A 21,459-nucleotide genomic window follows, 5' to 3' on the forward strand; every position below is an offset into this window, starting at 1 on the left:
AGCGCCGCCAGGGCGCGCGGCAAGGCGAGCAGGCCTTGCTTGAAGAGCGCCTCAATGCTGCCCAGCTGGCCATGGCCGGCCTGCAGGCGCAATTGGAGGCCAGCCGCGACGAGGTCAGCGACCTTACTGAAGCCAACACCGTCAAGCAGACCCAGCTGGCCGCCCAGGGCCGTGAGCTGGAACTGCTGCAGATCGATCGCGACAACGCCCGCGACGCCGCCCACGCCTGGAACCTCGAACGTGCCAACCGCGAAGCCGAACTGCGCCGCCTGGAGGCGCAGACCGCACGCCTGGACGCCGAACTGCGCGAGCAGCAGGAAAGCCACCAGCAGCGCCTGGAAGACCTGCAGGAAGCTCGCGACACCCTGCGCGCCCAGTTCGCCGACATGGCTACCAAGATCTTCGACGAGCGCGAGCAGCGCTTCGCCCAGACCAGCCAGCAGCATCTCGGCCAGTTGCTCGACCCGCTCAAGGAGCGCATCCAGGCCTTTGAAAAACGCGTGGAGGAAAGCTACCAGCAGGAAGCCCGCGAGCGCTTCTCGCTGGGCAAGGAACTGGAGCGCCTGCAACAACTGAACCTGCGGCTGTCCGACGAAGCGACCAACCTGACCCAGGCGCTGAAGGGTCAGAAAACCCAGGGCAACTGGGGTGAGCTGATCCTCGAACGGGTATTGGAGCATGCCGGCCTGGAAAAGGGCCGCGAATACCAGACCCAGGTCAGCCTCAAGAGCGCCGATGGCGAGCGCTTCCAGCCTGATGTGCTGATCATGCTGCCGGGCGACAAGCAGGTAGTGGTGGATGCCAAGGTCAGCCTCACCGCCTACCAGCAGTTCGTCGTCAGCAATGACGAGGCCGCGCTCAAGCAGCATGTGCAGTCGCTGCGCAGCCACGTCAAAGGTCTGTCTAGCAAGGACTACAACCGCCTCGAAGGCCTGCACAGCCTGGATTTCGTGCTGCTGTTCGTGCCGATCGAGGCAGCGTTCTCGGCAGCCCTGCAGGCCGAGCCGAACCTGTTCCAGGAAGCCTTCGACCGGCAGATCGTGATCGTCAGCCCGACCACCTTGCTGGCTACCTTGCGGGTGATCGACAGCCTGTGGAAGCAGGAACGCCAGGGCCAGAACGCCCGCGAGATCGCCGAGCGTGCCGGCTGGCTGTACGACAAGTTCGTGCTGTTCATCCAGGACCTGGACGAGCTGGGCAGCCGCCTGCAGCAGGTGGACAAGGCCTATGCTGCCGCGCGTAACAAGCTGTGCGAAGGGCGCGGCAACCTGGTCAGCCGCAGCGAACAGTTGAAGCTGCTGGGCGCCCGCGCCAGCAAGAGCCTGCCGGCCGACCTGCTGGAGCGGGCGTTGTCCGACGAGGCGTTGCCGGACGAAGCGCTTACTGAACCAGGCTCAGATGGCGATTGAGCATGGCGCGCAGGGCCGCCGGCTTGACCGGCTTGGCCAGGTAGTCCAGGCCAGCGGCATGCACCATGGCGAGAGTTTCCTTGCTGCCGTCGGCACTGATCACTACACCCGGCACCGGTTCACCCAGGCGCGCGCGTAGCCAGCCCATCAGCCCGGTACCGGTCTCGCCGTCGTCCAGGTGGTAGTCCACCAGCGCCAGGTGCGGGCGCATGCCTTTGCCCAGCAAGGCTTCGCATTCGGCTTGGTTGCGCGCGGTCCATACCTGGCAGCCCCAGCGGCTGAGCAGGCTGTTCATGCCGATCAGGATGCTGTCTTCGTTGTCCACGCACAGTACCTGCAGCCCGGCCAGGGGCTGGCCGCCCTGTTCCACCGGGGCGGTGGGCGCCGGGGCGGCCTGGCGGGCAATCGGTACGCTGACGCGGAACACCGTGCCCTTGCCCGGCCACGAGCGCACTTCCAGCTTGTGCCCCAGCACCCGGCACAGGCCGTCGGCGATCGCCAGGCCCAGGCCCAGGCCCTTCTCGGCGCGGGTCTGGTGGCTATCCAGGCGCTTGAACTCCTGGAAGATCTCCTGCAGCTTGTCGTCGGCGATGCCCGGGCCGCGGTCCCAAACCTCGAGCCACAACCGCTCACCTTGGCGCCGTGCACCCAGCAGGATCGGGCTCTTGCCATAGCGCAGGGCGTTGGTCAGGAAGTTCTGCAGCACCCGGCGCAGCAGCCTCATGTCGCTGTCCACCCGCAGGCGGCTGCCACGCAGGCGGAACTCCAGGCCCTTCTCGGCGGCCAGCACCTTGAATTCTGCGCCCAGGGTGTCGAACAGCTCGTTGAGGGCAAAGGGTTTGGCATCCGGTGTGATCTTGCCGTTTTCCAGGCGCGAGATGTCCAGCAGGTCGCTGATCAGCTCTTCGGCCGAGCGCAGCGAGCTGTCCATGTGCTGCACCAGCTGGCGGGCCTCGTCATTCATGCCCCCGGCTTGCTGCGACAAGGCGGCGGAGAACAGCCGGGCGGCATTCAGCGGCTGCATCAGGTCATGGCTGACCGCAGCCAGGAAACGGGTCTTGGACTGGCTCACCGCTTCGGCACGGCTCTTGGCTTCGGACAACGCCTGGTTCAGTTGCGACAGCTCATGAGTGCGTTCCGCCACCCGTTGCTCCAGGCTTTCGTTGGCATCGCGCAGGGCTTGTTCGGCCTCGCGGAACGGGGTGATATCGGTGAAGCTCATGACGAAACCGCCGCCCGGCATCGGGTTGCCGATCAGTTCGATCACCCGGCCATTGGGGAACAAGCGCTCGGAGGAGTGCGCACGGCCCTGACGCATCCAGTGCAGGCGCCGCGCCACATGCACCTGCGCCTCGCCCGGGCCGCACAGCCCGCGCTCGGCGTTGTAGCGGATGATGTCGGCGATCGGCCGGCCCACGCTGATCAGCCCGTCGGGGTAGTTGAACAGTTCCAGGTAACGGCGGTTCCAGGCCACCAGGTGCAGGTTCTGGTCGACCACGCTGATGCCCTGGTTGATGTTCTCGATGGCCCCTTGCAGCAGGGCGCGGTTGAACTGCAGCACCTCGCTGGCTTCGTCGGCGATACGCACCACGTCTTCCAGTTGCATGTCGCGGCCTTCGATGGCGGCCTTGACCACGGCACGGGTCGACGAGGTGCCGAGTACCCCGGCCAGCAGGCGTTCGGTGTGTTCGATCCAGTCGCCGTCGGCGTTCTGGTTGGGGTTGAAGCCCTTGCCCTGGCGGTAGGCGAAGCGGATGAAGCTCTGCCGGGCGCGTTCTTCACCGACGAAGCGCGAGGCCAAGGTCAGCAGGTCGTCGATCTGCACCGCCAGCAGCGGCTTGCTGCTAGGCCTGGCGCTGGTCTGCTGGCCTATGAAGCGGCCGGCCTGCCAGTGCTCGGAAACCCGCGTGCGCGACAGCACCGAGACCCAGGCGAACAGGGTGAAGTTGCCCGCCAGCGACAGCACCACGCCCTGGGTCAGCGGGCTGATCGGCAGGTTCAGCGGGTTGCCGTGCAGCCACGCCAACCCTGGGAACAGCTGCAGCGACCAGCCCACGCTGTGCGCGGCAATCGGCAGCACCAGGGTGTAGAACCACAGGAAAATACCAGCGGCCAGGCCGGCGAACACACCGCGGCGGTTGGCCTGTTTCCAGTACAGCGCACCGAGCATGGCCGGGGTCAGTTGGGTCACGGCGGCGAAAGCGATCTGGCCGATGGTCGCCAGGCTGGCGGTGGAGCCCAGCAGGCGGTAGCTGACATACGCCAGCAGCAGGATCACCACGATGGTCACCCGGCGTACCGAGAGCATCCAGTGACGGAACGCCTCGAACGGCCGCTCGGCGTTGGTACGGCGCAGCAGCCAGGGCAGCAGCATGTCGTTGGAGACCATGGTCGATAGCGCCACGGCCTCGACGATGACCATGCCGGTGGCCGCCGAGGCACCACCGATGAATGCCAGCAGGGCGAGGCTCGGGTGTGCCTCGGCCAGCGGCAGGCTGATGACGAACGAATCGGAAATCACCGTGCCCGGCAGCAGCATCTGCCCGGCCAGGGCAATCGGCACCACGAACAGCGCGGCCAGTGCCAGGTACATCGGGAATACCCAGCGCGCCAGGCGCATGTCCTGGGGTTCGATGTTCTCCACCACGGTAACGTGGAACTGCCGTGGCAGGCAGATGATCGCCATCATCGCCACGGCGGTCTGTACCACCATCGACGGCCAGTTGATGGTCTCCTGCCAATAGTCCTGCAGGTGGATCGACTGGCGGGCCTGGCTGAACAGGTCGTCGAAGCCGTCATACAGGTTGAAGACGATGAAGATACCCACGGCCAGGAAGGCCAGCAGCTTGATCAACGATTCGAAGGCAATCGCCAGGACCATGCCGCGGTGGTGTTCGGTCACGTCCAGGCTGCGGGTACCGAAGACGATGGCGAACAGTGCCAGTACCAGCGACACGACCAGTGCGGTGTCCTGTACGCGGGTGCCGGTGGCATCGGCATTGGCGCCGATCAGCAGGTTCACGCCCAGCACGATGCCCTTGAGCTGCAAGGCAATGTACGGCAGCACGCCGATCAGGCAGATCAGCGCCACGACCACCGCCAGGGATTGCGACTTGCCGTAGCGCGCGGCGATGAAGTCGGCAATCGAGGTGATGTTCTGTTGCTTGCTGATCAGCACCATCTTCTGCAGCACCCAGGGTGCGAAGATCAGCAGCAGCACCGGGCCCAGGTAGATCGGCAGGAATGCCCAGAGCTGTTCGGCGGCCTGGCCGACCGCGCCGAAGAAGGTCCAGCTGGTGCAGTACACGGCCAGCGACAGGCTGTACACCCAGGCACGCAGCTTCGGCGGCAACGGCGTGCTGCGGCGGTCGCCGTAGAAGGCGATGGCGAACATGATGGCCATATAGGCCAGGGCGACCACGGCGATCAGCCCGCTGGACAACGACATGAAAACTCCGAAGCAAAAAGATAACGCGGTCCCGATCAATCAGTCTGGCACGCAGGTGCCGCTTCGTCAGCGCAGACGATGGTCGCAGTGGCAGGTGGTCGCAGGGTTCTCTTTAACCTGTGCCGGCCCTTTCGCGGGTGAACCCGCTCCCACAGGTACTGCACTGTGGGAGCGGGTTCACCCGCGAAGAGGCCAGCAGAGCAGACATCATCCTCTACGGGTACCCAGCCAATAAAACACTCCCGCCAGTATCACCGACAACACCAGCAGGTAGAAGATCGCCCCCGGCCACAGATGCACCAGGGCGAACCCCACCATCACCGGCCCCAGCGCCGCGCCGAGGTTGGACAGGTTCTGTGCTCCGTAATACACCCCACGCAAGTGCTCCGGCGCGATCAGGTCGATGAACATGTACTCGGCCGGGATCACGATGATCTCGCCCAGGGTGAACACCAGCATCGCCAGGCACCACGCCAGCGCCGAACCGGCAAAGGCAAAGCCCAGCAGCCCGGCGATGAACAGGCCCATGCCGGCCAGCAGCCAGGGCATCAGGCGCTGGCGGCTGATGCGGCGGCCGATCAGGTACTGCAGGGCGATCACCGTCACCGCGTTGGTGGTCACCAGGTAGCCGATCAGGCGCGCCGCCTCAGCCGGGCTGCTGGTTACCACCAAGTACTGAGACAAGTAGGCGGTGAACTGGCCGAATACCACCGCGCTCAGCACCCCGCCCAGGGTGAAGCATACCAGCCGCCGGTCACGGGCCAGCCCCAGTGCCACCTGGCCGAAGCCGACCCCGGGCTTGTCCGGCACACTGGCCTGCAGGCTGCGGTCACCCAGGCGCCAGTAGGCCAGGCACATGCCCAGGCCGAGCAGGGCGGAGGCGATGAACGGCATATGGTCATTCAGCTCCAGCATGGCCACCCCCAGCAGCGGGCCGGCGGCGTAGCCGACGTTGCTGAGGGTGTACTTGATGGCGAACACTTCGGCCCGCTCCTCCACCGGGAGCAATGCGCAGAAGCCCGCCTTGGCGGCGATGTCGACCACTGCCAGGGCCAGGTTGATCATTATCAGGCAGAGAAAGAACAGCAGTGCCGAGTTGCTGGCGACCGCGCCGACAAAGGCCAGGGCAAACAGCAAAGTGCTGGCGCTGACCAGTGTGTGGTTGCGCAAGGTATCCACCAGGTGGCCGCCATACAGGCTCAGCAGCGAGGCGATGATCAGTGCGCCACCGATCAGCAGGCCGATCTGGCTGATCGGCAGCTGGAAATTGTCGGCCAGGTACACCACCAGGTAGGGCAGGGTGAGGGCACGGGCGACGGTGAGGGTGAAGGTGGTGCCGAGCAGCAGGCGTACAGTGTGCGGGTAGCGTTTTATGGCGGCGAGCATACACATCCTTGTTGTTCTGTTTTGCCGTGGTGACCAGCATATGCCAACAGAGGCCTGCTGCGCAGGCCTTTCGCGGGCACGCCCGCGAAAGGGCCGGTACAGCCCTCCAGAATCCTTGAGCGCTTGCCAGTCAGTGCATTTCCCATGCAGATTTGTGGCTTGTCGCGCCCGGCGCGCCTCCAATTGAAAAGCCCTCAGGACCATGGACGATGAGTCATTCCTCGCAATTCACCTTGCTCGGCAAGCGGCGTTTCCTGCCGTTTTTCATCACCCAGTCGCTGGGTGCCTTCAATGACAACCTGTTCAAGCAGTCGCTGATCCTGGCGATCCTGTTCAAGCTCAGCCTGGGCGACGGTGACCGTTCGATCTGGGTCAACCTGTGCGCCCTGCTGTTCATCCTGCCGTTCTTCCTGTTTTCGGCGCTGGGCGGGCAGTTTGGCGAGAAGTTCGCCAAGGATGCGTTGATCCGGGCCATCAAGCTGGCCGAGATCGCGATCATGTCGGTAGGCGCACTCGGCTTCATCACCAACCACCTGACGTTGATGCTGGTGGCGCTGTTCGGCATGGGAACCCATTCGGCGCTGTTCGGCCCGGTGAAGTACTCGATCCTGCCGCAGGCCCTGCGCGAGGAAGAACTGGTCGGCGGCAATGGGTTGGTGGAAACCGGTACCTTCCTGGCGATCCTCGCCGGCACCATCGGCGCCGGGGTGATGATGTCGAGCGAAAGCTATGCCGCCGTGGTGGCCGGTGGCGTGGTCGGCACCGCCGTGCTCGGCTACCTGGCCAGCCGCTGGATCCCGCGGGCCGCCGCCGCCTCGCCGCAAATGCCGCTGGACTGGAATATCTTCAAGCAGTCTTGGGCGATCCTGCGCATGGGCCTGGGGCAGCCGCCGGCGGTGTCGCGCTCGATCGTCGGCAACTCGTGGTTCTGGTTCGTCGGCGCCATCTACCTCACGCAAATCCCGGCCTACGCCAAGGACTGGCTGCACGGTGATGGCACGGTGGTGACCCTGGTACTGACCTTGTTCTCGGTGGGGATTGCCCTGGGTTCGCTGCTATGCGAGCGGCTTAGCGGGCGCAAGGTGGAAATCGGCCTGGTGCCCTTCGGCTCGTTCGGCCTGAGCCTGTTCGGCCTGCTGTGGTGGTGGCACTCCGGCGATGTACCGGCTGCTGCGGCGCCGCACGACTGGCTGGCGCTGTTGGGCATGGGCCAGGCCTGGTGGATCCTGCTGTCGATCGTCGGCCTTGGGGTGTTCGGCGGCTTCTACATCGTACCGCTGTATGCACTGATCCAGGCCCGCACGCCCGAAGACCAGCGCGCCCGGGTGATCGCTGCCAACAACATCCTCAATGCCCTGTTCATGGTGGTGTCGGCAGTACTCACCATCATCCTGCTGGGCCTGGCCGAGTTGAGCATCCCGCAGCTGTTCCTGGTGGTGTCGCTGCTCAATATCGCGGTCAACGCCTATATCTTCAGGATCGTGCCCGAGTTCACCATGCGCTTCCTGATCTGGCTGCTCAGCCATTCGATGTACCGCGTGCAGCACCGCGACCTCGAGCGCATTCCCGACGAAGGCGCGGCGCTGCTGGTGTGCAACCACGTGTCGTTCGTCGATGCGCTGCTGCTGGGCGGGGCGATCCGTCGGCCGATCCGCTTCGTCATGTATTACAAGATCTACAACCTGCCGGTACTCAACTTCGTGTTCCGCACCGCAGGCGCCATCCCGATTGCCGGGCGCAACGAGGACCTGGCCATCTACGAACGTGCTTTCGCGCGCATTGCCGAGTACCTGGCCGATGGCGAGCTGGTATGCATCTTCCCGGAGGGCAAGCTGACCGGGGACGGCGAAATCGATGTGTTCAAGGGCGGCGTCAACCGCATCCTCGAAGAAACCCCGGTGCCGGTCATTCCGTTGGCCTTGCAGGGGCTTTGGGGCAGCTTCTTCAGCCGTGACCCGGCCAAGGGCTTTTTCAAGCGCCTGTGGTCCCGGGTGACCATCGTGGCAGGCGCCGCCATCCCGGTGGAGGCGGCGCAGCCAGAGGCGTTGCGTGAGCAGGTCAGCCGCCTGCGCGGCAACCTGCGCTAGGCGGAGGGCGTTAGCTGGCGCTGACTTTCAGGCCGACCAGGCCGGTAACGATCAGCGCCACGCTGACCAGGCGTACCAGGGCCATGGACTCGCCGAACAGGATGATACCGGCGATCACCGTGCCGACCGCGCCGACGCCGGTCCAGATGGCATAGGCGGTGCCCAGCGGCAGCTCTTTCATGGCCAGGCCCAGCAGGCCCAGGCTGATGGCCATGGCGGCGACGGTGAGGACGGTGGGCAGTGGCTTGCTGAAGCCGTCGGTGTATTTCAGGCCGACGGCCCAGCCGACCTCGAACAGGCCGGCGAAGAACAGGATGATCCAGGACATGGTGTGTCTCCATCGTTGTCAATGATGGGGCCGTCCCCGGAATGGTCACGCGGTGCGTCGTGAGGTCGTCCTCACAGTGGGTACCATGGTGCACATATGCAAACCTCTGGGCAAGCCTGTGCGGGCCTCTTCGCGGGTAAACCCGCTCCCACAGGTACTGCACAGGTCTGAGTACTGTGGAGATCTCTGTGGGAGCGGGTTTACCCGCGAAAGGGCCAGTGCAGGCAACATCAATGCCTGGCCGGCTCCCCACCTTCAGCTTCTGCCACAGGTTCCCCCATGCGCCGGAACCAGGTCGACAGCAGCGCCCCGGAAATATTGTGCCAAACACTGAACAACGCACTCGGCACCGCAGCCAGCGGCGAAAAATGCGCCGCTGCCAGTGCCGCGCCCAGCCCGGAGTTCTGCATGCCCACCTCCAGCGCCAGCGACTTGCGCTGTGCCAGTGGCAGCTTGCACAGCCTGCCGGTCAGGTACCCCAGCAAGTAGCCGAAGCTGTTGTGCAATACCACTACAGCCATGATCAGCAGCCCCGATTCGGCGATCTTCGCCTGGCTGGCCGCCACCACCGCGCACACGATCATCACGATGCTCACCACCGACACCAGCGGCAGTACCTGCACCGCCGCTTGCACTCGCGCGCCAAGCAGCCGCTGGGCCAGCACCCCGAGCACGATCGGCAGCATCACCAGCTGCAGGATCGACCAGAACATGTTCATGAAGGACACCGGCAGCCAGGCCGAGGCCAGGAACCAGATCAGCGCCGGGGTAAGCAGCGGGGCGAGCAGGGTGGTCACCGCAGCGATCGCCACCGCCAGCGCCAGGTCGCCGCGCGACAGCCAGACCATCACGTTCGACGCCGTGCCGCTCGGGCAGCAACCGACCAGGATCACGCCCACGGCGATTTCCGGCGGCAGGTGGAACATCTGGCACAGCAGCCAGGCCATGCCCGGCATGATCACGAAGTGCGCGACCACCCCCAGCATCACCCGCCAGGGCTGGCGGGCGAGGGCGGCGAAGTCATCGAGCTTGAGGGTGAGGCCCATGCCGAACATCACCAGGCCCAGCAGCGGCACGATGGCCACCTTCAGGGCGATGAACCATTGCGGTTGCACGAAGGCCAGTACGGCGAACACCAGCACCCACAAGGCGAAGGTATTGCCGACGAAGCGGCTGAGAGTGGCGAGGGCACGCATGGGGGCAATTCCTTTTCTATTTATAGCTGCGTGAATTTCAGGGGCCCTATCGCCGGCAAGCCAGCTCCCACAGGTACGCTACAGGTTCCGAATACTGTGGTGTTCCTGTGGGAGCTGGCTTGCCGGCGATAGGGCCGGTGCAGGCAAAAAATATCTTTCAGGCCTGCACCGATACCTCATTTACCTCAGACCCCTTGCGGGATCTCTTCCCCACCCAGCGCCTCGAACAGCACCGGCAGGAATTCGGCAAAGGTCATCATCATCAACTGGAAGCTGGCATCGAACTGCTGGGCAGCCTCATCGCCACCGTCCTGTTCGGCCTGCTCCTGCAGCAGCTCTTCGAACTTCAGGCGCTTGATCACCATCTTGTCATCCAGAATGAACGACAGCTTGTCCTGCCAGGCCAGGGCCAACTGGGTGACCACCTTGCCAGTGCTCAGGTGCAGCTGGATTTCCTCGCCGGTAAGGTCCTGGCGCTTGCAGCGCACGATGCCGCCGTCTTCGGCAGTGTCGCGCAGTTCGCACTCGTCCAGCACATAGAAGCCTTCGGCAGCTTCCTGCGACTTGACCCACTCGGTCATGGTGGCAACCGGTGCGATTTTCACGGTGGCCGGGCGCACCGGCAGCGAGCCCATCACTTCACGCAGGGTCGACAGCAGGTCTTCGGCACGCTTGGCGCTGGCCGAGTTGACCAGGATCACGCCCAGGCGCGGGGCGATGGCTGCGAAGATCATCGAACGGCGGATGAACGCGCGCGGCAGGAAGGCCTGGATGATCTCGTCCTTGATCTGGTCGCGTTCCTTTTTATAGACCTTGCGCATCTGCTCGGTCTCGATCTCTTCGACCTTTTCCTTCACCGCGTCGTTGACCACGCTGCTGGGCAGGATGCGTTCTTCCTTGCGCGCGGCAATCAGCAGGTACTCGCCGCTGACATGCACCAGAGGAGCGTCTTCGCCCTTGCCGAATGGCGCGACGAAACCATAGGTGGTCAGCTCCTGGCTGGCGCAGGGGCGGGCCGGCTTGCTGGCCAGTGCCGCTTCCAGCGCTTCAGGCTCGAATGGGACTTCCTGGGTCAGGCGGTAGGTCAGCAGGTTCTTGAACCACATGAGGGGCAATCTCTCCTTAATGCATGAGGCGGGCATTATTCTCCGAGCGGTGCTCCCAGGCCAACCCTGTCGGAGTGCCAGTAGCTGTAGCTGGATGTAAAGGTGCACGTGGCAACGCTAGGTCTTTGAAAGGCCTGAGGTTTTTTTTGAAAAAAGTTTAAAAAGTGCTTGCCAGTGTACGGAGCCGTCCGTAGAATGCGCGCCACACCGAGACGAAGGGTGATTAGCTCAGCCGGGAGAGCATCTGCCTTACAAGCAGAGGGTCGGCGGTTCGATCCCGTCATCACCCACCACTCGATGTTTAGCGCAGCGGTAGTTCAGTCGGTTAGAATACCGGCCTGTCACGCCGGGGGTCGCGGGTTCGAGTCCCGTCCGCTGCGCCATATTTCACTTCCAGGGCCTACTGAACACCCGGAAGTAACAGAGAACGCGACCTTAGGGTCGCTTTTTTTGTGCCTGCGATTTGGTGTTTTAGCGAAATTTGCAAAAAGTTGGATAAGTGCTTGCCAGAGCTCCAAGTCACCCGTAGAATGCGCGCCACACCGAGAGACATGGGTGATTAGCTCAGCCGGGAGAGCATCTGCCTTACAAGCAGAGGGTCGGCGGTTCGATCCCGTCATCACCCACCACTCGATGTTTAGCGCAGCGGTAGTTCAGTCGGTTAGAATACCGGCCTGTCACGCCGGGGGTCGCGGGTTCGAGTCCCGTCCGCTGCGCCATATTCCGCTTCCAGGGCCTACTGAACACCCGGAAGTAACAGAGAAAGCGACCCTAGGGTCGCTTTTTTTGTTTCTGCATCCTGAGCGATTTCATCGCTCATGAAATCCTGGGGCCGCTTTGCGCCCCCGGCAATTTCAGCCGCGACGCTCTTCTTCCCGCAATGTCAGCACTTCAAACCCATCCTCGGTCACCGCCACGGTATGCTCCCACTGCGCCGACAAGCTGTGGTCGCGGGTAATCACCGTCCAGCCATCCTTCAGCGTGCGCGTCCCGCGTCCGCCCTGGTTGATCATCGGTTCGATGGTGAGCACCATCCCCGGCTTCAACTTCAGGCCCATCCCGCGCTGGCCAATGTGCAGCACCTCGGGCCCTTCATGCATCTGCTGGCCAATGCCATGCCCGCAATACTCACGCACGACGCTGTAGCCCGCCGCTTCGGCATGGGTCTGGATGGCATGGCCGATATCGCCCAACGTAGCCCCGGGGCGTACCTGTTCGATGCCTTTCCATAGCGCGTCATAGGTGGTGTCGACCAGGCGCTGCGCCTCATCGCTGATTGGCCCGATGCTGTACATCTTCGACGAGTCGGCGATGTAGCCGCCTTGTTCCAGGGTGATGTCGACGTTGATGATCGAGCCTTCCTTCAGCACTTCATCGGCCTTGGGCATGCCATGGCACACCACATGGTCTACCGAGGTGTTTAGCGAATAAGGGAACCCGTACTGGCCCTTGCTCGCCGGGCGGGCCTTGAGCGTGCCGATGATGAACGCTTCGGCGCGGTCGTTGATCTGCATGGTGGTCACGCCAGGGCGGATGAAGCTGTCGAGGTCGGCGAACACCTGGGCAAGCAGCTGGCCGGCGCGGCGCATCAGGTCGAGTTGGGCGGGGGTCTTGATAATCACCTGGGACATGGGGGGAGGGCGGTTGCTCATGCTGGAATTTGCCCCAGCATAGCGCCATGGAGGGCGGGGTTGCCATCGCATGGTGCACAGCCTGTACCGGCCTCTTCGCGGGTAAACCCGCTCCCACAGGGATATCACAGGGCCTGAGGGCTGCGATGTACCTGTGGGAGCGGGTTCACCCGCGAAAGGGTCGGCACAGCTGGCCCATAAATTGCTGATCTACCGCTACCCAGGGCTATCAACGTCGACAGCCCACAAAACTTCACGACAAAGGCGCCGTGTTGCCCCGCTTGCCCAGCAAGCCGGAGCAGCCGGCGCCTTTTGCGTTCCCCACAGGAGCCCGCCCATGGCCAACAGCGAAGTGCGCAGCGTCTGCCCCTATTGCGGCGTCGGTTGCGGCATCGTCATGAGCGTTGCCGATGGCAAGGTCGGCAAGATCAGCGGCGACAAGCAGCACCCCAGCAACTTTGGCCGCCTGTGCACCAAAGGCCTCACCGCACACCTGCCGCTGACCGCCGCCGGGCGCATGGAGGATGCCTATGTACGCCAGCAGCGCAGCCAGCAGCCAGCGCGAACCGGCATCGACCAGGCCATCGCCACCGCCGCTGCGCGCCTGCGTGGCATCATCGACCAGCACGGCCCCGACGCCGTGGCACTGTATGTGTCCGGGCAGATGTCGCTGGAGGCACAGTACCTGGCCAACAAACTGGCCAAAGGCTTTATCCGCACCCGCCACATCGAGTCCAACTCGCGCCTGTGCATGGCCAGTGCCGGCAGCGGCTACAAGCTGTCGCTCGGTGCCGATGGCCCGCCCGGCAGCTACCAGGACTTCGAGCATGCCGACGTATTCCTGGTCATCGGCGCCAACATGGCCGACTGTCACCCGATCCTGTTCCTGCGCCTGCTCGACCGGGTCAAGGCGGGTGCCAAGCTGATCGTCGTCGATCCGCGGCGCACTGCTACCGCCGACAAGGCCGACCTGTTCCTGCAGGTGCGCCCCGGCAGCGACATGGCCTTGCTCAACGGCCTGCTGCACCTGCTGCTGCGTAACGGCCACACCGACCCCGGCTTCATCGCCCGCCACACCGAAGGCTGGGACGAACTGCCGGCCTTTCTCGATGACTACACCCCTGACCGCGTGGCCGCCATCACCGGGTTGGCCGAGGCCGACATCATCAAGGCCGCCGAATGGATCGGCAGCGCCAGCAACTGGATGAGCTGCTGGACCATGGGGCTGAACCAGAGCATCCACGGCACCTGGCACACCAATGCGGTCTGCAACCTGCATCTGGCCACGGGTGCCATCTGCCGCCCCGGCAGCGGGCCGTTCTCGTTGACTGGCCAACCCAATGCCATGGGCGGCCGCGAGATGGGCTACATGGGCCCCGGCCTGCCAGGCCAGCGCTCGGCGCTGGTAGCGCAAGACCGCGCCTTCGTCGAGCAGCAATGGCAACTGGCCCCAGGCAGCCTGCGCAGCGAAGGCGGCGAGGGCACGGTGGCGCTGTTCGAGCAGATGAAAAGCGGCGTGGTCAAAGCCTGTTGGGTCATCTGCAGCAACCCGGTGGCCAGTGTCGCCAACCGCCAGCAGGTGATCGACGGCCTGCGCCAGGCTGAGCTGGTGATTACCCAGGACGCCTTCCTCGACACCGAGACCAACCGCTACGCCGACATCCTGCTACCGGCTGCGCTGTGGGCCGAAGGCGAGGGCGTGATGATCAACAGCGAGCGCAACCTCACCCTCATGCCACGCGCCGTCGAACCGCCCGGGCAGAGCCTGCCAGACTGGCAGATCATCGCCCGGGTCGCTTGTGCCATGGGCTACGCCGACGCCTTCGACTACCCCGATGCCGAAGCGGTGTACGAAGAAATCCGCCGCTTCCACAACCCAACCACCGGCTACGACCTGCGGGGCATCGGCTATGCCGAACTGCGCGAGCAGCCGCACCAGTGGCCCTGCGCCCCGGGCCGCGACAACCCGCGCAGCCCATTGCGCTATCGCAACGACGGCAGCAGCCAGACGCAGCTGCGCGATGCCCAGGGCGAGTGCCCGACGTTGGCTTTCCCGACCGCCAGCGGCAAGGCTCGCTTCTTCGCCCGCCCCTGGTTGCCGGCAGCGGAGCTGCCAGATGCCGATTACCCCATGGTGCTGAATACCGGCCGCGTGCAGCACCAGTGGCACACCCTGACCAAGACCGGCAAGGTACCGGCGCTGAACAAGCTGGAGCCCGGCCCCTTCGTGGAAATCCATCGCGACGATGCTGCCCGGCTGGGCATCGCCGAAAAGGACCAGGTGGCCATTCGCTCGCGCCGTGGGCAGGCCGTGCTGCCCGTGCGAATCAGCGACCGGGTGATGCCGGGCAACTGCTTTGCCCCGTTCCACTGGAACGACCTGATCGGCGAGCAGCTGGCGATCAACGCCGTGACCTGCGATGCGGTCGACCCGCTGTCGCTGCAGCCAGCGTTCAAGCATTGTGCCGTGACCCTGGAGCGGGTTGCCGGTGAGCGCATCGAAGCCCTTGATCTGAACACTGCCAATCCGGAGCCTGCCCGCATGCCGACCGCCACCCTGTCCCGACTGCTTGGCCTGGACGCCCTGCCAGCCCCGGTGCTGGCCGAGGAAGAGCGCCATTACCTGCAAGGCTTCCTGCTGGGCCTGGACCAGGCCCGCGCCGAGGGCGTGCCCTGCCTGCCGGCCAGTGCGCCGCTGGCCGCCAACCGCCGGTTGTTCGTCGATGGCTTGCTGGCCGGGCTGTTCGCCCAGCCTGCGGCGCTGCCCGATGTGCCGTTGAAAGCACCACGGCACCAGGTGCTGTGGGCTTCGCAAACCGGCAACGGCGAGCTGTTGGCCGAACGCTGTGCCGAGCGCCTGCGCGCCGCCGGCCTCGATGTGCAGCTCAGTTGCATGGAAGCGGTCAGCCCGCGCCAGCTGCAGGGCGCCGCCAGCGTGGTGCTGATCGCCAGCACTTTTGGCGATGGCGAAGCGCCCGACAGCGCAGCAGCATTTTGGCACGCCTTGCAGGGCGAGGAGGGCGCCCACTGTGCCGAACTGCCTTTTGCCGTGCTGGCCCTGGGCGACTCCAGTTACGACCAGTTCTGCGGCTTTGGCCGCCAGCTCGACCAGCGCCTGGCCGAGCTTGGGGGGCGGCGCCTGCTGCAGCGGGTGGACTGCGAGCCGGACTTCGACGACGCCTTCGCCGCCTGGCTGGATGCGCTGCTGCCCACGCTAGGCCGCGCCGCTGGACCGCAACCGGTCACCGAGCCTGCGCCCGTGTCGGCCTACGGCAAGCAGCAACCTTGGGCCGCCACCCTGCTGGAAAACCGCTTGCTCAACGGCCCGGGTGCCACCAAGGAAACCCGTCAACTGGTGTTCGACCTGAGCGGCAGCGGCTTCACCTATGCCGCTGGTGATGCCCTGGGCGTTTGGCCGCGCAACTGTCCGGCCCTGGTCGACGAGTTGCTGGCGCTGATGCAGCTCGATGGCCAGACCATGGTCGAGCTGAAAGGCCAGCCCGCCATGCCGTTGACCGAAGCCCTGCAAGCGCACCTGGAGATCGCCAAGGTCACCCCGCAGCAGCTGCAGGCTTTCGCTGGCAATGCCCCGGACCTGCAGCGCCTGCTGCAGCCCGAGTGCAAGGCCGAGCTGCAGGACTGGTTGTGGGGGCGGCAACTGGTCGATGTGCTGCGCGCCTTCCCCCAGCAGCTGCCGTTGGCCAGCTGGCTGGAGCTGCTCAAGCCGTTGCAGCCGCGCCTGTATTCGATCAGCTCCAGCCCGCTGGCGCACCCGCAGCAGGTGCACCTGACCGTTTCCACGGTGCGCTATGGCGCGCGCAAAGGCGTGTGCTCAAGCTTCCTTGCCGACCGTGCGCAGGCACTGAAGGTGGCGATCTTCCCGCAGGTGTCGAAGCACTTTCGCCTGCCCGAGGACGACAGCGTGCCGGTGATCATGGTTGGGCCTGGTACCGGCATTGCGCCGTTCAGGGCCTTCCTCGAAGAGCGAGAGGCACGTGGGGCGAAAGGGGCCAACTGGCTGTTCTTCGGCGAGCAGTACGCGGCCACCGATTTCTATTACCAGGAGCAGTTGCAGGCCTGGCAGGCTACAGGCCACTTGCGCCTGGACACCGCGTTTTCGCGTGACCAGGCCGAGAAGGTCTACGTGCAGCAGCGCATGCTCGAACAGGGCGCGCAGCTGTGGCAGTGGCTGGAGGCGGGGGCGTACTTCTATGTGTGTGGCGACGCGCAGCGCATGGCCAGGGATGTGGATGCGGCGTTGCGGGCGATCGTGGCCGAGCATGGCGGCATGGATGCAGTGGCGGCTGCGGCTTATGTCGAGAATCTGAGCAAGGCCAAACGCTATCGGCGGGATGTGTACTGACGTGCCCCAGGATGGGGTGTAGTGCACTGTGAATGTGCATGAAGTGTGCCGGCCTCTTCGCGGGTAAACCCGCTCCCACAGGTACTGCACAGGTCTGAAAAATGTGGCGATCCCTGTGGGAGCGGGTTTACCCGCGAAGAGGCCGGTACAGGAAACAGGGTTGGCACACTCCCTGCTTTACCCTGGTTACAACAAAGCCCCCTGATCAACGGCGATCAACCCGGGCCCCTACCGTGATGAATACAGGCAAAGGCGCCTGGAGCTTCGGCTCCAGGCGCTTTTTTTTTGATCGAGGATCGGCTTATGAAGGCAACAGCGAGCAGCGGGCAACGAGAGCGACTGGTCATCGTCGGCAACGGCATGGTCGGCCACCATTGCGTCGAACAACTGGTCAGCCGCGGCGCCCTGCAGCGCTTCGAAGTGCATGTGTTCGGCGAAGAGCGCCAACGTGCGTACGACCGCGTGCACCTGTCCGAATACTTCGGCGGCAGCTGTGCCGAAACCCTGGCCCTGTGCGGGCAGGACTTCTACGGCGTCAGCGGTGTGCACCTGCACCTCGGCGAAGCGGTGCTGGAAATCGACCGTGAGCGCTTTGAGGTGGTCACCGCCGAGGGCCGCTATGGCTACGACCAGCTGGTGCTGGCAACAGGTTCCTACCCCTTCGTGCCACCGATCGAAGGTTCCAGCGGCAATGCCCGCCTGGTCTACCGCACCCTCGACGACCTCGATGCCATCCGCGCTGCCGCAGCCAGTGCCCGCCGTGGCGTGGTAGTGGGTGGTGGCCTGCTTGGCCTGGAAGCAGCCAACGCCCTCAAGTCGCTGGGCCTGGAAGCCCACGTGGTGGAATTCGCCCCACGGCTGATGCCGGTACAGCTGGACGGCGAGGGCGGTGCCGCGCTCAAGGCGCAGATCGAAGCGCTGGGTGTTGGTGTGCACCTGTCGCGTGCCACCCAGTCGATCGGTGCGGGTGAAGACTACCGCTACCGCATGAACTTCGAGGGCGGCGAGCACCTGGAAACCGACCTGATCGTGTTCTCTGCGGGTATCCGCCCGCAGGATGCCCTGGCCCGTGCCTGTGGCCTGGACATTGCCGCGCGTGGTGGCGTGGTCATCGACAACCACTGCCGCAGCAGCGACCCATGCATTTTCGCCATTGGCGAGTGTGCTTCGTGGAACGGCAGCGTGTTCGGCCTGGTTGCCCCGGGCTACAGCATGGCGCGCAACCTGGCAGCATTGCTGATGGGTGAAGCCGCTGGCGAGTTCACCGGTGCCGACATGTCGACCAAGCTCAAGTTGCTGGGCGTGGATGTCGGCTCCATCGGCGATGCCCATGGCGCCACCCCGGGTGCACGCAGCTACCGCTTCATCGACGAAGCCAACAGCGCCTACCGCCGGCTGGTGGTGGATGCCAGCGGCAAGCACGTGCTCGGTGCGGTGCTGGTCGGCGACAACAGTTACTACGACACCCTGCTGCAATACGCCCAGAACGGCATCGCCCTGCCGGCCGACCCGGCGGCACTGATCCTGCCGCAAGGCGACGGTGCACCGGCCCTGGGTGCTGATGCGCTGCCCGACAGCGCGACCATCTGCTCCTGCCACAACGTCAGCAAGGGCGCAGTCTGCGCCGCCATCGACAGCGGCTGCGGCGACCTTGCCGCAGTCAAGGGCTGCACCAAGGCCGCTACCGGTTGCGGTGGTTGCGCGGCACTGCTCAAGCAGGTGTTCGAGCACGAACTGACCGCCCGTGGCGTGGCGGTGGACAAGAGCCTGTGCGAGCACTTCGCCTACACCCGTCAGGAGCTGTACGGGCTGGTGCGGGTAGAGGGTATCCGTACTTTCAACGAACTGCTCGAGCGCCACGGCAAGGGCCACGTTGGCTGCGACATCTGTAAGCCGGCGGTGGGCAGTATCCTCGCCTCGTGCTGGAACCAGCCGATCATGGACCCGGCGCTGGTGCCGCTGCAGGACACCAACGACACCTTCATGGCCAACATGCAGAAGAACGGCACCTACTCGGTGGTGCCGCGCATCCCCGGCGGTGAAATCACCCCCGACAAGCTCATCGTGATCGGCCAGGTAGCGAAAAAGTACGACCTGTACACCAAGATCACCGGCGGCCAGCGCATCGACCTGTTCGGCGCCCAGTTGCACGAGCTGCCGCTGATCTGGGGCGAGCTGATCGAGGCCGGCTTCGAAACCGGCCATGCCTACGGCAAGTCGACCCGCACGGTGAAATCGTGTGTTGGCAGCACCTGGTGCCGTTACGGCGTGCAGGACAGCGTCGGCATGGCCCTGCGCCTGGAAGACCGCTACAAAGGCCTGCGCAGCCCGCACAAGCTCAAGTTCGCGGTGTCTGGCTGCACCCGCGAATGCGCCGAGGCACAGAGCAAAGACATCGGCGTGATCGCCACCGACAAGGGCTGGAACCTGTACGTGTGCGGCAACGGCGGCATGCGCCCGCGGCATGCCGAACTGTTTGCCACCGACCTCGACGACGAGACCCTCGTACGCCTGATCGACCGCGTGCTGATGTTCTACATCCGCACCGCCGACAAACTGCAGCGCACCTCGGTGTGGCGCGAGAACCTGGAAGGCGGGCTGGACTACCTGAAGCAGGTGATCATCGACGACAGCCTGGGCCTGGCCAGCGAGCTGGAAGCGCAGATGCAGCATGTGGTCGACCAGTATGAGTGCGAGTGGGCCAACGCCCTTGGCGACCCCGAGAAGCTCAAGCGCTTCCGTACTTTCGTCAACGACCGCCGCGCCGACCCGGACGTGCACTTCGTGCGCGAACGCGAACAGCGCCGGCCTGCTGCGCCACTGCACCTGATCCCAACCGTCGAGGAGGCTGTCTGATGAACCTGTCCAATGCTGCTGTGAAAACCCACGAGAACTGGCAGGCCGTGTGCCAGGCGGATGACCTGGTGGCCGATTCCGGGGTGGTGGTCTGGCTCGACGGGGCCCAGGTGGCGCTGTTCTACCTGCCGGGGCAGGCGCAGCCGCTGTATGCGGTGGACAACCGCGACCCGCGGTCCGGTGCCAACATCATCGGCCGCGGGCTGGTGGGCAGTGTGCAGGGCGAGCTGGTGGTGGCGGCGCCGTTGTACAAGCAGCACTTCAGCCTGCAGAGCGGGGAATGCCTGGAGGATAGCGGGCAGCGACTTCGCGTGTGGCCGGTGCGGTTGAACGGGGAGGCGGTGGAGTTGGCTGTGGCTTGATGCTGATTTGTCTCTACCGGCCCCTTCGCGGGTGAACCCGCTCCCACAGGTATCGCGTTAACCTGTAAGGGTGTGGGGCCCCCCTGTGGGAGCGGGTTCACCCGCGAAAGGGCCGGTACAGGTTATCTGCATGCGTTAAGCTTGAGCCCATGAACCTCGACACCCGCATCAAGTACCGCCACCTGCTGTGCTTCCTGGAGATTGCCCGGCAGGGCAGCCTGGCCAGGGCTGCCGACATCCTGGCAATCAGCCAGCCAGCCATATCCAAGACCCTCAAGGAGCTCGAGGACCTGCTGGAAACGCGCCTGTTTGCGCGCAGCCGCCAGGGCGTCGAGCTGACCCCGGCCGGCACGCGTTTCATGCGTTACGCCGGGCCCAGCGTGCAGGCCCTGCGCGATGGTGTCAGCAGCCTGCGTGGCGAGGCGCGGGCGCCGTCGCAAGTACGCATCGGAGTGCTGTCCACGGTCGAAGGCCTGCTCATGCCCGAAGTGCTGTGCCGCCTGCACCAGCGGCATGAGGCGCTGGTGATCAGCGTGGTCACCGGGGTCAGTGCGCAGTTGCTCGGCCAGTTGCGCCTGGGTGAACTGGAGCTGGTGGTCGGGCGCATGACCGACAGCCCGCAGATCCAGGGCTTGTCGTTCGAGCACCTGTACAGCGAGTCGATGAGCCTGGTGGTGCGGCCCGGCCACCCGTTGTTGGCCGGTACGCCGGTGGAGCGAGCGCAGGTGGGCCGTTACCCGTTGGTATTGCCACCTGCAGGCACCACCATCCGCCAACATGCCGACAGCCTGTTCGTACAAGGTGGCATCCAGATGCCGGCCCAGCGCCTGGAAACCTTGTCGCTGGCGCTAAGCCGGCGCTACCTGCTGGGCAGCGATGCCGTGTGGGTGGCGCCGCGTGATGCGGTGCTGCTCGACCTGCGCCGTGGCGAATTGGTCGAGCTCGACCTGGGCGTGCGCGAACCCGGCGGTTCGGTCGGCATCTGTCGCAATGCCGCCTTGCCGCAGAGCCTGGCGGGGCAGTGGGTGTGCGAAGTGCTGCGCGAGGTGGCAGGGCAGTATCGAGAGGGCAGCTACCCCTGAACGCAGGTTCGGCCCTATCGCCGGCAAGCCAGCTCCCACAGGTTAACCACAGGCCTTGAAGCAGGTGCTATCCCTGTGGGAGCTGGCTTGCCGGCGATAGGGCCAGTGCAGGCTTCTCAGCATTCAGCTAAATAAATCCCCCGCAAAACCGGGCAAAGGCGTCGCAACCGATCAATACTGGCCACTGGCTGCACATCCTTTGATG

At 64.9% G+C, this 21,459-nt stretch carries 12 protein-coding genes and 4 tRNA genes; 10 read left to right on the forward strand and 6 right to left on the reverse strand.

Annotation, left to right across the window (positions count from 1 at the left end; translation table 11 throughout):
• Positions 1-35 precede the first annotated feature (35 nt).
• Positions 36-1,409, forward strand: coding sequence for a DNA recombination protein RmuC (rmuC, locus tag RIN61_RS18015; protein WP_313857646.1), 1,374 nt, complete (start codon positions 36-38; stop codon positions 1,407-1,409).
• Here rmuC and RIN61_RS18020 read toward each other — a convergent pair.
• Positions 1,381-4,857 (reverse strand): hybrid sensor histidine kinase/response regulator, encoded by a 3,477-nt coding sequence (locus RIN61_RS18020; RefSeq protein ID WP_313853201.1) that lies wholly within the window; start codon positions 4,855-4,857, stop codon positions 1,381-1,383. The two genes, rmuC and RIN61_RS18020, sit on opposite strands and share 29 nt — an antisense overlap.
• A 207-nt stretch (positions 4,858-5,064) precedes the next feature.
• A complete protein-coding gene (locus tag RIN61_RS18025; RefSeq protein WP_112249362.1) occupies positions 5,065-6,243 on the reverse strand; it encodes an MFS transporter in 1,179 nt (392 codons plus the stop codon).
• Between the two features lie 209 nt (positions 6,244-6,452).
• On the opposite strand from RIN61_RS18025, the gene RIN61_RS18030 reads away from it, so the two are divergent.
• Entirely contained in the window at positions 6,453-8,330 is a 1,878-nt protein-coding gene (locus RIN61_RS18030) for an MFS transporter (protein WP_112249361.1), read from the forward strand.
• A gap of 10 nt (positions 8,331-8,340) precedes the next feature.
• Here RIN61_RS18030 and sugE read toward each other — a convergent pair whose 3' ends face one another.
• The 3 genes from sugE to rdgC form a co-directional block, all read right to left on the reverse strand.
• A complete protein-coding gene (gene sugE / locus RIN61_RS18035) occupies positions 8,341-8,658 on the reverse strand; it encodes a quaternary ammonium compound efflux SMR transporter SugE (protein WP_025338047.1) in 318 nt (105 codons plus the stop codon).
• A 230-nt stretch (positions 8,659-8,888) separates the two neighbouring features.
• A complete protein-coding gene (locus RIN61_RS18040) occupies positions 8,889-9,854 on the reverse strand; it encodes a bile acid:sodium symporter family protein (RefSeq protein WP_313853205.1) in 966 nt (321 codons plus the stop codon).
• A 185-nt stretch (positions 9,855-10,039) separates the two neighbouring features.
• Entirely contained in the window at positions 10,040-10,960 is a 921-nt protein-coding gene (gene rdgC, locus RIN61_RS18045) for a recombination-associated protein RdgC (RefSeq protein ID WP_013971401.1), read from the reverse strand.
• A 217-nt stretch (positions 10,961-11,177) separates the two neighbouring features.
• Between rdgC and RIN61_RS18050 the strand changes: the two genes are divergently transcribed.
• From RIN61_RS18050 to RIN61_RS18065, 4 genes are all read left to right on the forward strand, one after another.
• Positions 11,178-11,253 (forward strand) — tRNA-Val (locus tag RIN61_RS18050).
• Positions 11,254-11,266: 13 nt separating this feature from the next.
• Positions 11,267-11,343 (forward strand) — tRNA-Asp (locus RIN61_RS18055).
• A 170-nt stretch (positions 11,344-11,513) separates the two neighbouring features.
• Positions 11,514-11,589: transfer RNA gene (locus tag RIN61_RS18060), tRNA-Val, on the forward strand.
• A 13-nt stretch (positions 11,590-11,602) separates the two neighbouring features.
• A tRNA-Asp gene (locus RIN61_RS18065) sits at positions 11,603-11,679 on the forward strand.
• Positions 11,680-11,814: 135 nt separating this feature from the next.
• On the opposite strand, the gene map is transcribed toward RIN61_RS18065, so the two are convergent.
• On the reverse strand, positions 11,815-12,612 hold the full coding sequence (gene map, locus RIN61_RS18070; protein WP_390899114.1) for a type I methionyl aminopeptidase: 798 nt from the start codon (positions 12,610-12,612) through the stop codon (positions 11,815-11,817).
• Positions 12,613-12,928: 316 nt separating this feature from the next.
• Here map and RIN61_RS18075 point away from each other — a divergent pair, with 316 nt between their 5' ends.
• From RIN61_RS18075 to pcaQ, 4 genes are all read left to right on the forward strand, one after another.
• Positions 12,929-16,954 (forward strand): bifunctional nitrate reductase/sulfite reductase flavoprotein subunit alpha, encoded by a 4,026-nt coding sequence (locus RIN61_RS18075; protein ID WP_313853209.1) that lies wholly within the window; start codon positions 12,929-12,931, stop codon positions 16,952-16,954.
• A 303-nt stretch (positions 16,955-17,257) separates the two neighbouring features.
• The gene (gene nirB, locus RIN61_RS18080) at positions 17,258-19,810 is read left to right on the forward strand and encodes a nitrite reductase large subunit NirB (protein WP_313853211.1); all 2,553 of its coding nucleotides are present in this window, start codon (positions 17,258-17,260) and stop codon (positions 19,808-19,810) included.
• Positions 19,810-20,172 (forward strand): nitrite reductase small subunit NirD, encoded by a 363-nt coding sequence (nirD, locus tag RIN61_RS18085; protein WP_112249355.1) that lies wholly within the window; start codon positions 19,810-19,812, stop codon positions 20,170-20,172. Before nirB ends, nirD begins: the two co-directional genes overlap by 1 nt.
• Positions 20,173-20,321: 149 nt before the next feature.
• On the forward strand, positions 20,322-21,254 hold the full coding sequence (pcaQ, locus tag RIN61_RS18090) for a pca operon transcription factor PcaQ (RefSeq protein WP_313853213.1): 933 nt from the start codon (positions 20,322-20,324) through the stop codon (positions 21,252-21,254).
• The last annotated feature ends 205 nt before the right edge of the window (positions 21,255-21,459 follow it).

This window comes from Pseudomonas inefficax (assembly GCF_032164165.1).
Classification (GTDB): domain Bacteria; phylum Pseudomonadota; class Gammaproteobacteria; order Pseudomonadales; family Pseudomonadaceae; genus Aquipseudomonas; species Aquipseudomonas inefficax.

What these genes read in the sequence shown, in the direction of transcription:
- sugE (WP_025338047.1), bottom strand. Translation starts at nt 8,658, where the DNA reads ATGTCCTGGATCATCCTGTTCTTCGCCGGCCTGTTCGAGGTCGGCTGG.
- pcaQ (WP_313853213.1), top strand. Translation starts at nt 20,322, where the DNA reads ATGAACCTCGACACCCGCATCAAGTACCGCCACCTGCTGTGCTTCCTG.
- RIN61_RS18040 (WP_313853205.1), bottom strand. Translation starts at nt 9,854, where the DNA reads ATGCGTGCCCTCGCCACTCTCAGCCGCTTCGTCGGCAATACCTTCGCC.
- RIN61_RS18030 (WP_112249361.1), top strand. Translation starts at nt 6,453, where the DNA reads ATGAGTCATTCCTCGCAATTCACCTTGCTCGGCAAGCGGCGTTTCCTG.
- nirD (WP_112249355.1), top strand. Translation starts at nt 19,810, where the DNA reads ATGAACCTGTCCAATGCTGCTGTGAAAACCCACGAGAACTGGCAGGCC.
- RIN61_RS18020 (WP_313853201.1), bottom strand. Translation starts at nt 4,857, where the DNA reads ATGTCGTTGTCCAGCGGGCTGATCGCCGTGGTCGCCCTGGCCTATATG.
- RIN61_RS18075 (WP_313853209.1), top strand. Translation starts at nt 12,929, where the DNA reads ATGGCCAACAGCGAAGTGCGCAGCGTCTGCCCCTATTGCGGCGTCGGT.
- map (WP_390899114.1), bottom strand. Translation starts at nt 12,612, where the DNA reads ATGAGCAACCGCCCTCCCCCCATGTCCCAGGTGATTATCAAGACCCCC.
- nirB (WP_313853211.1), top strand. Translation starts at nt 17,258, where the DNA reads ATGAAGGCAACAGCGAGCAGCGGGCAACGAGAGCGACTGGTCATCGTC.
- rdgC (WP_013971401.1), bottom strand. Translation starts at nt 10,960, where the DNA reads ATGTGGTTCAAGAACCTGCTGACCTACCGCCTGACCCAGGAAGTCCCA.
- RIN61_RS18025 (WP_112249362.1), bottom strand. Translation starts at nt 6,243, where the DNA reads ATGCTCGCCGCCATAAAACGCTACCCGCACACTGTACGCCTGCTGCTC.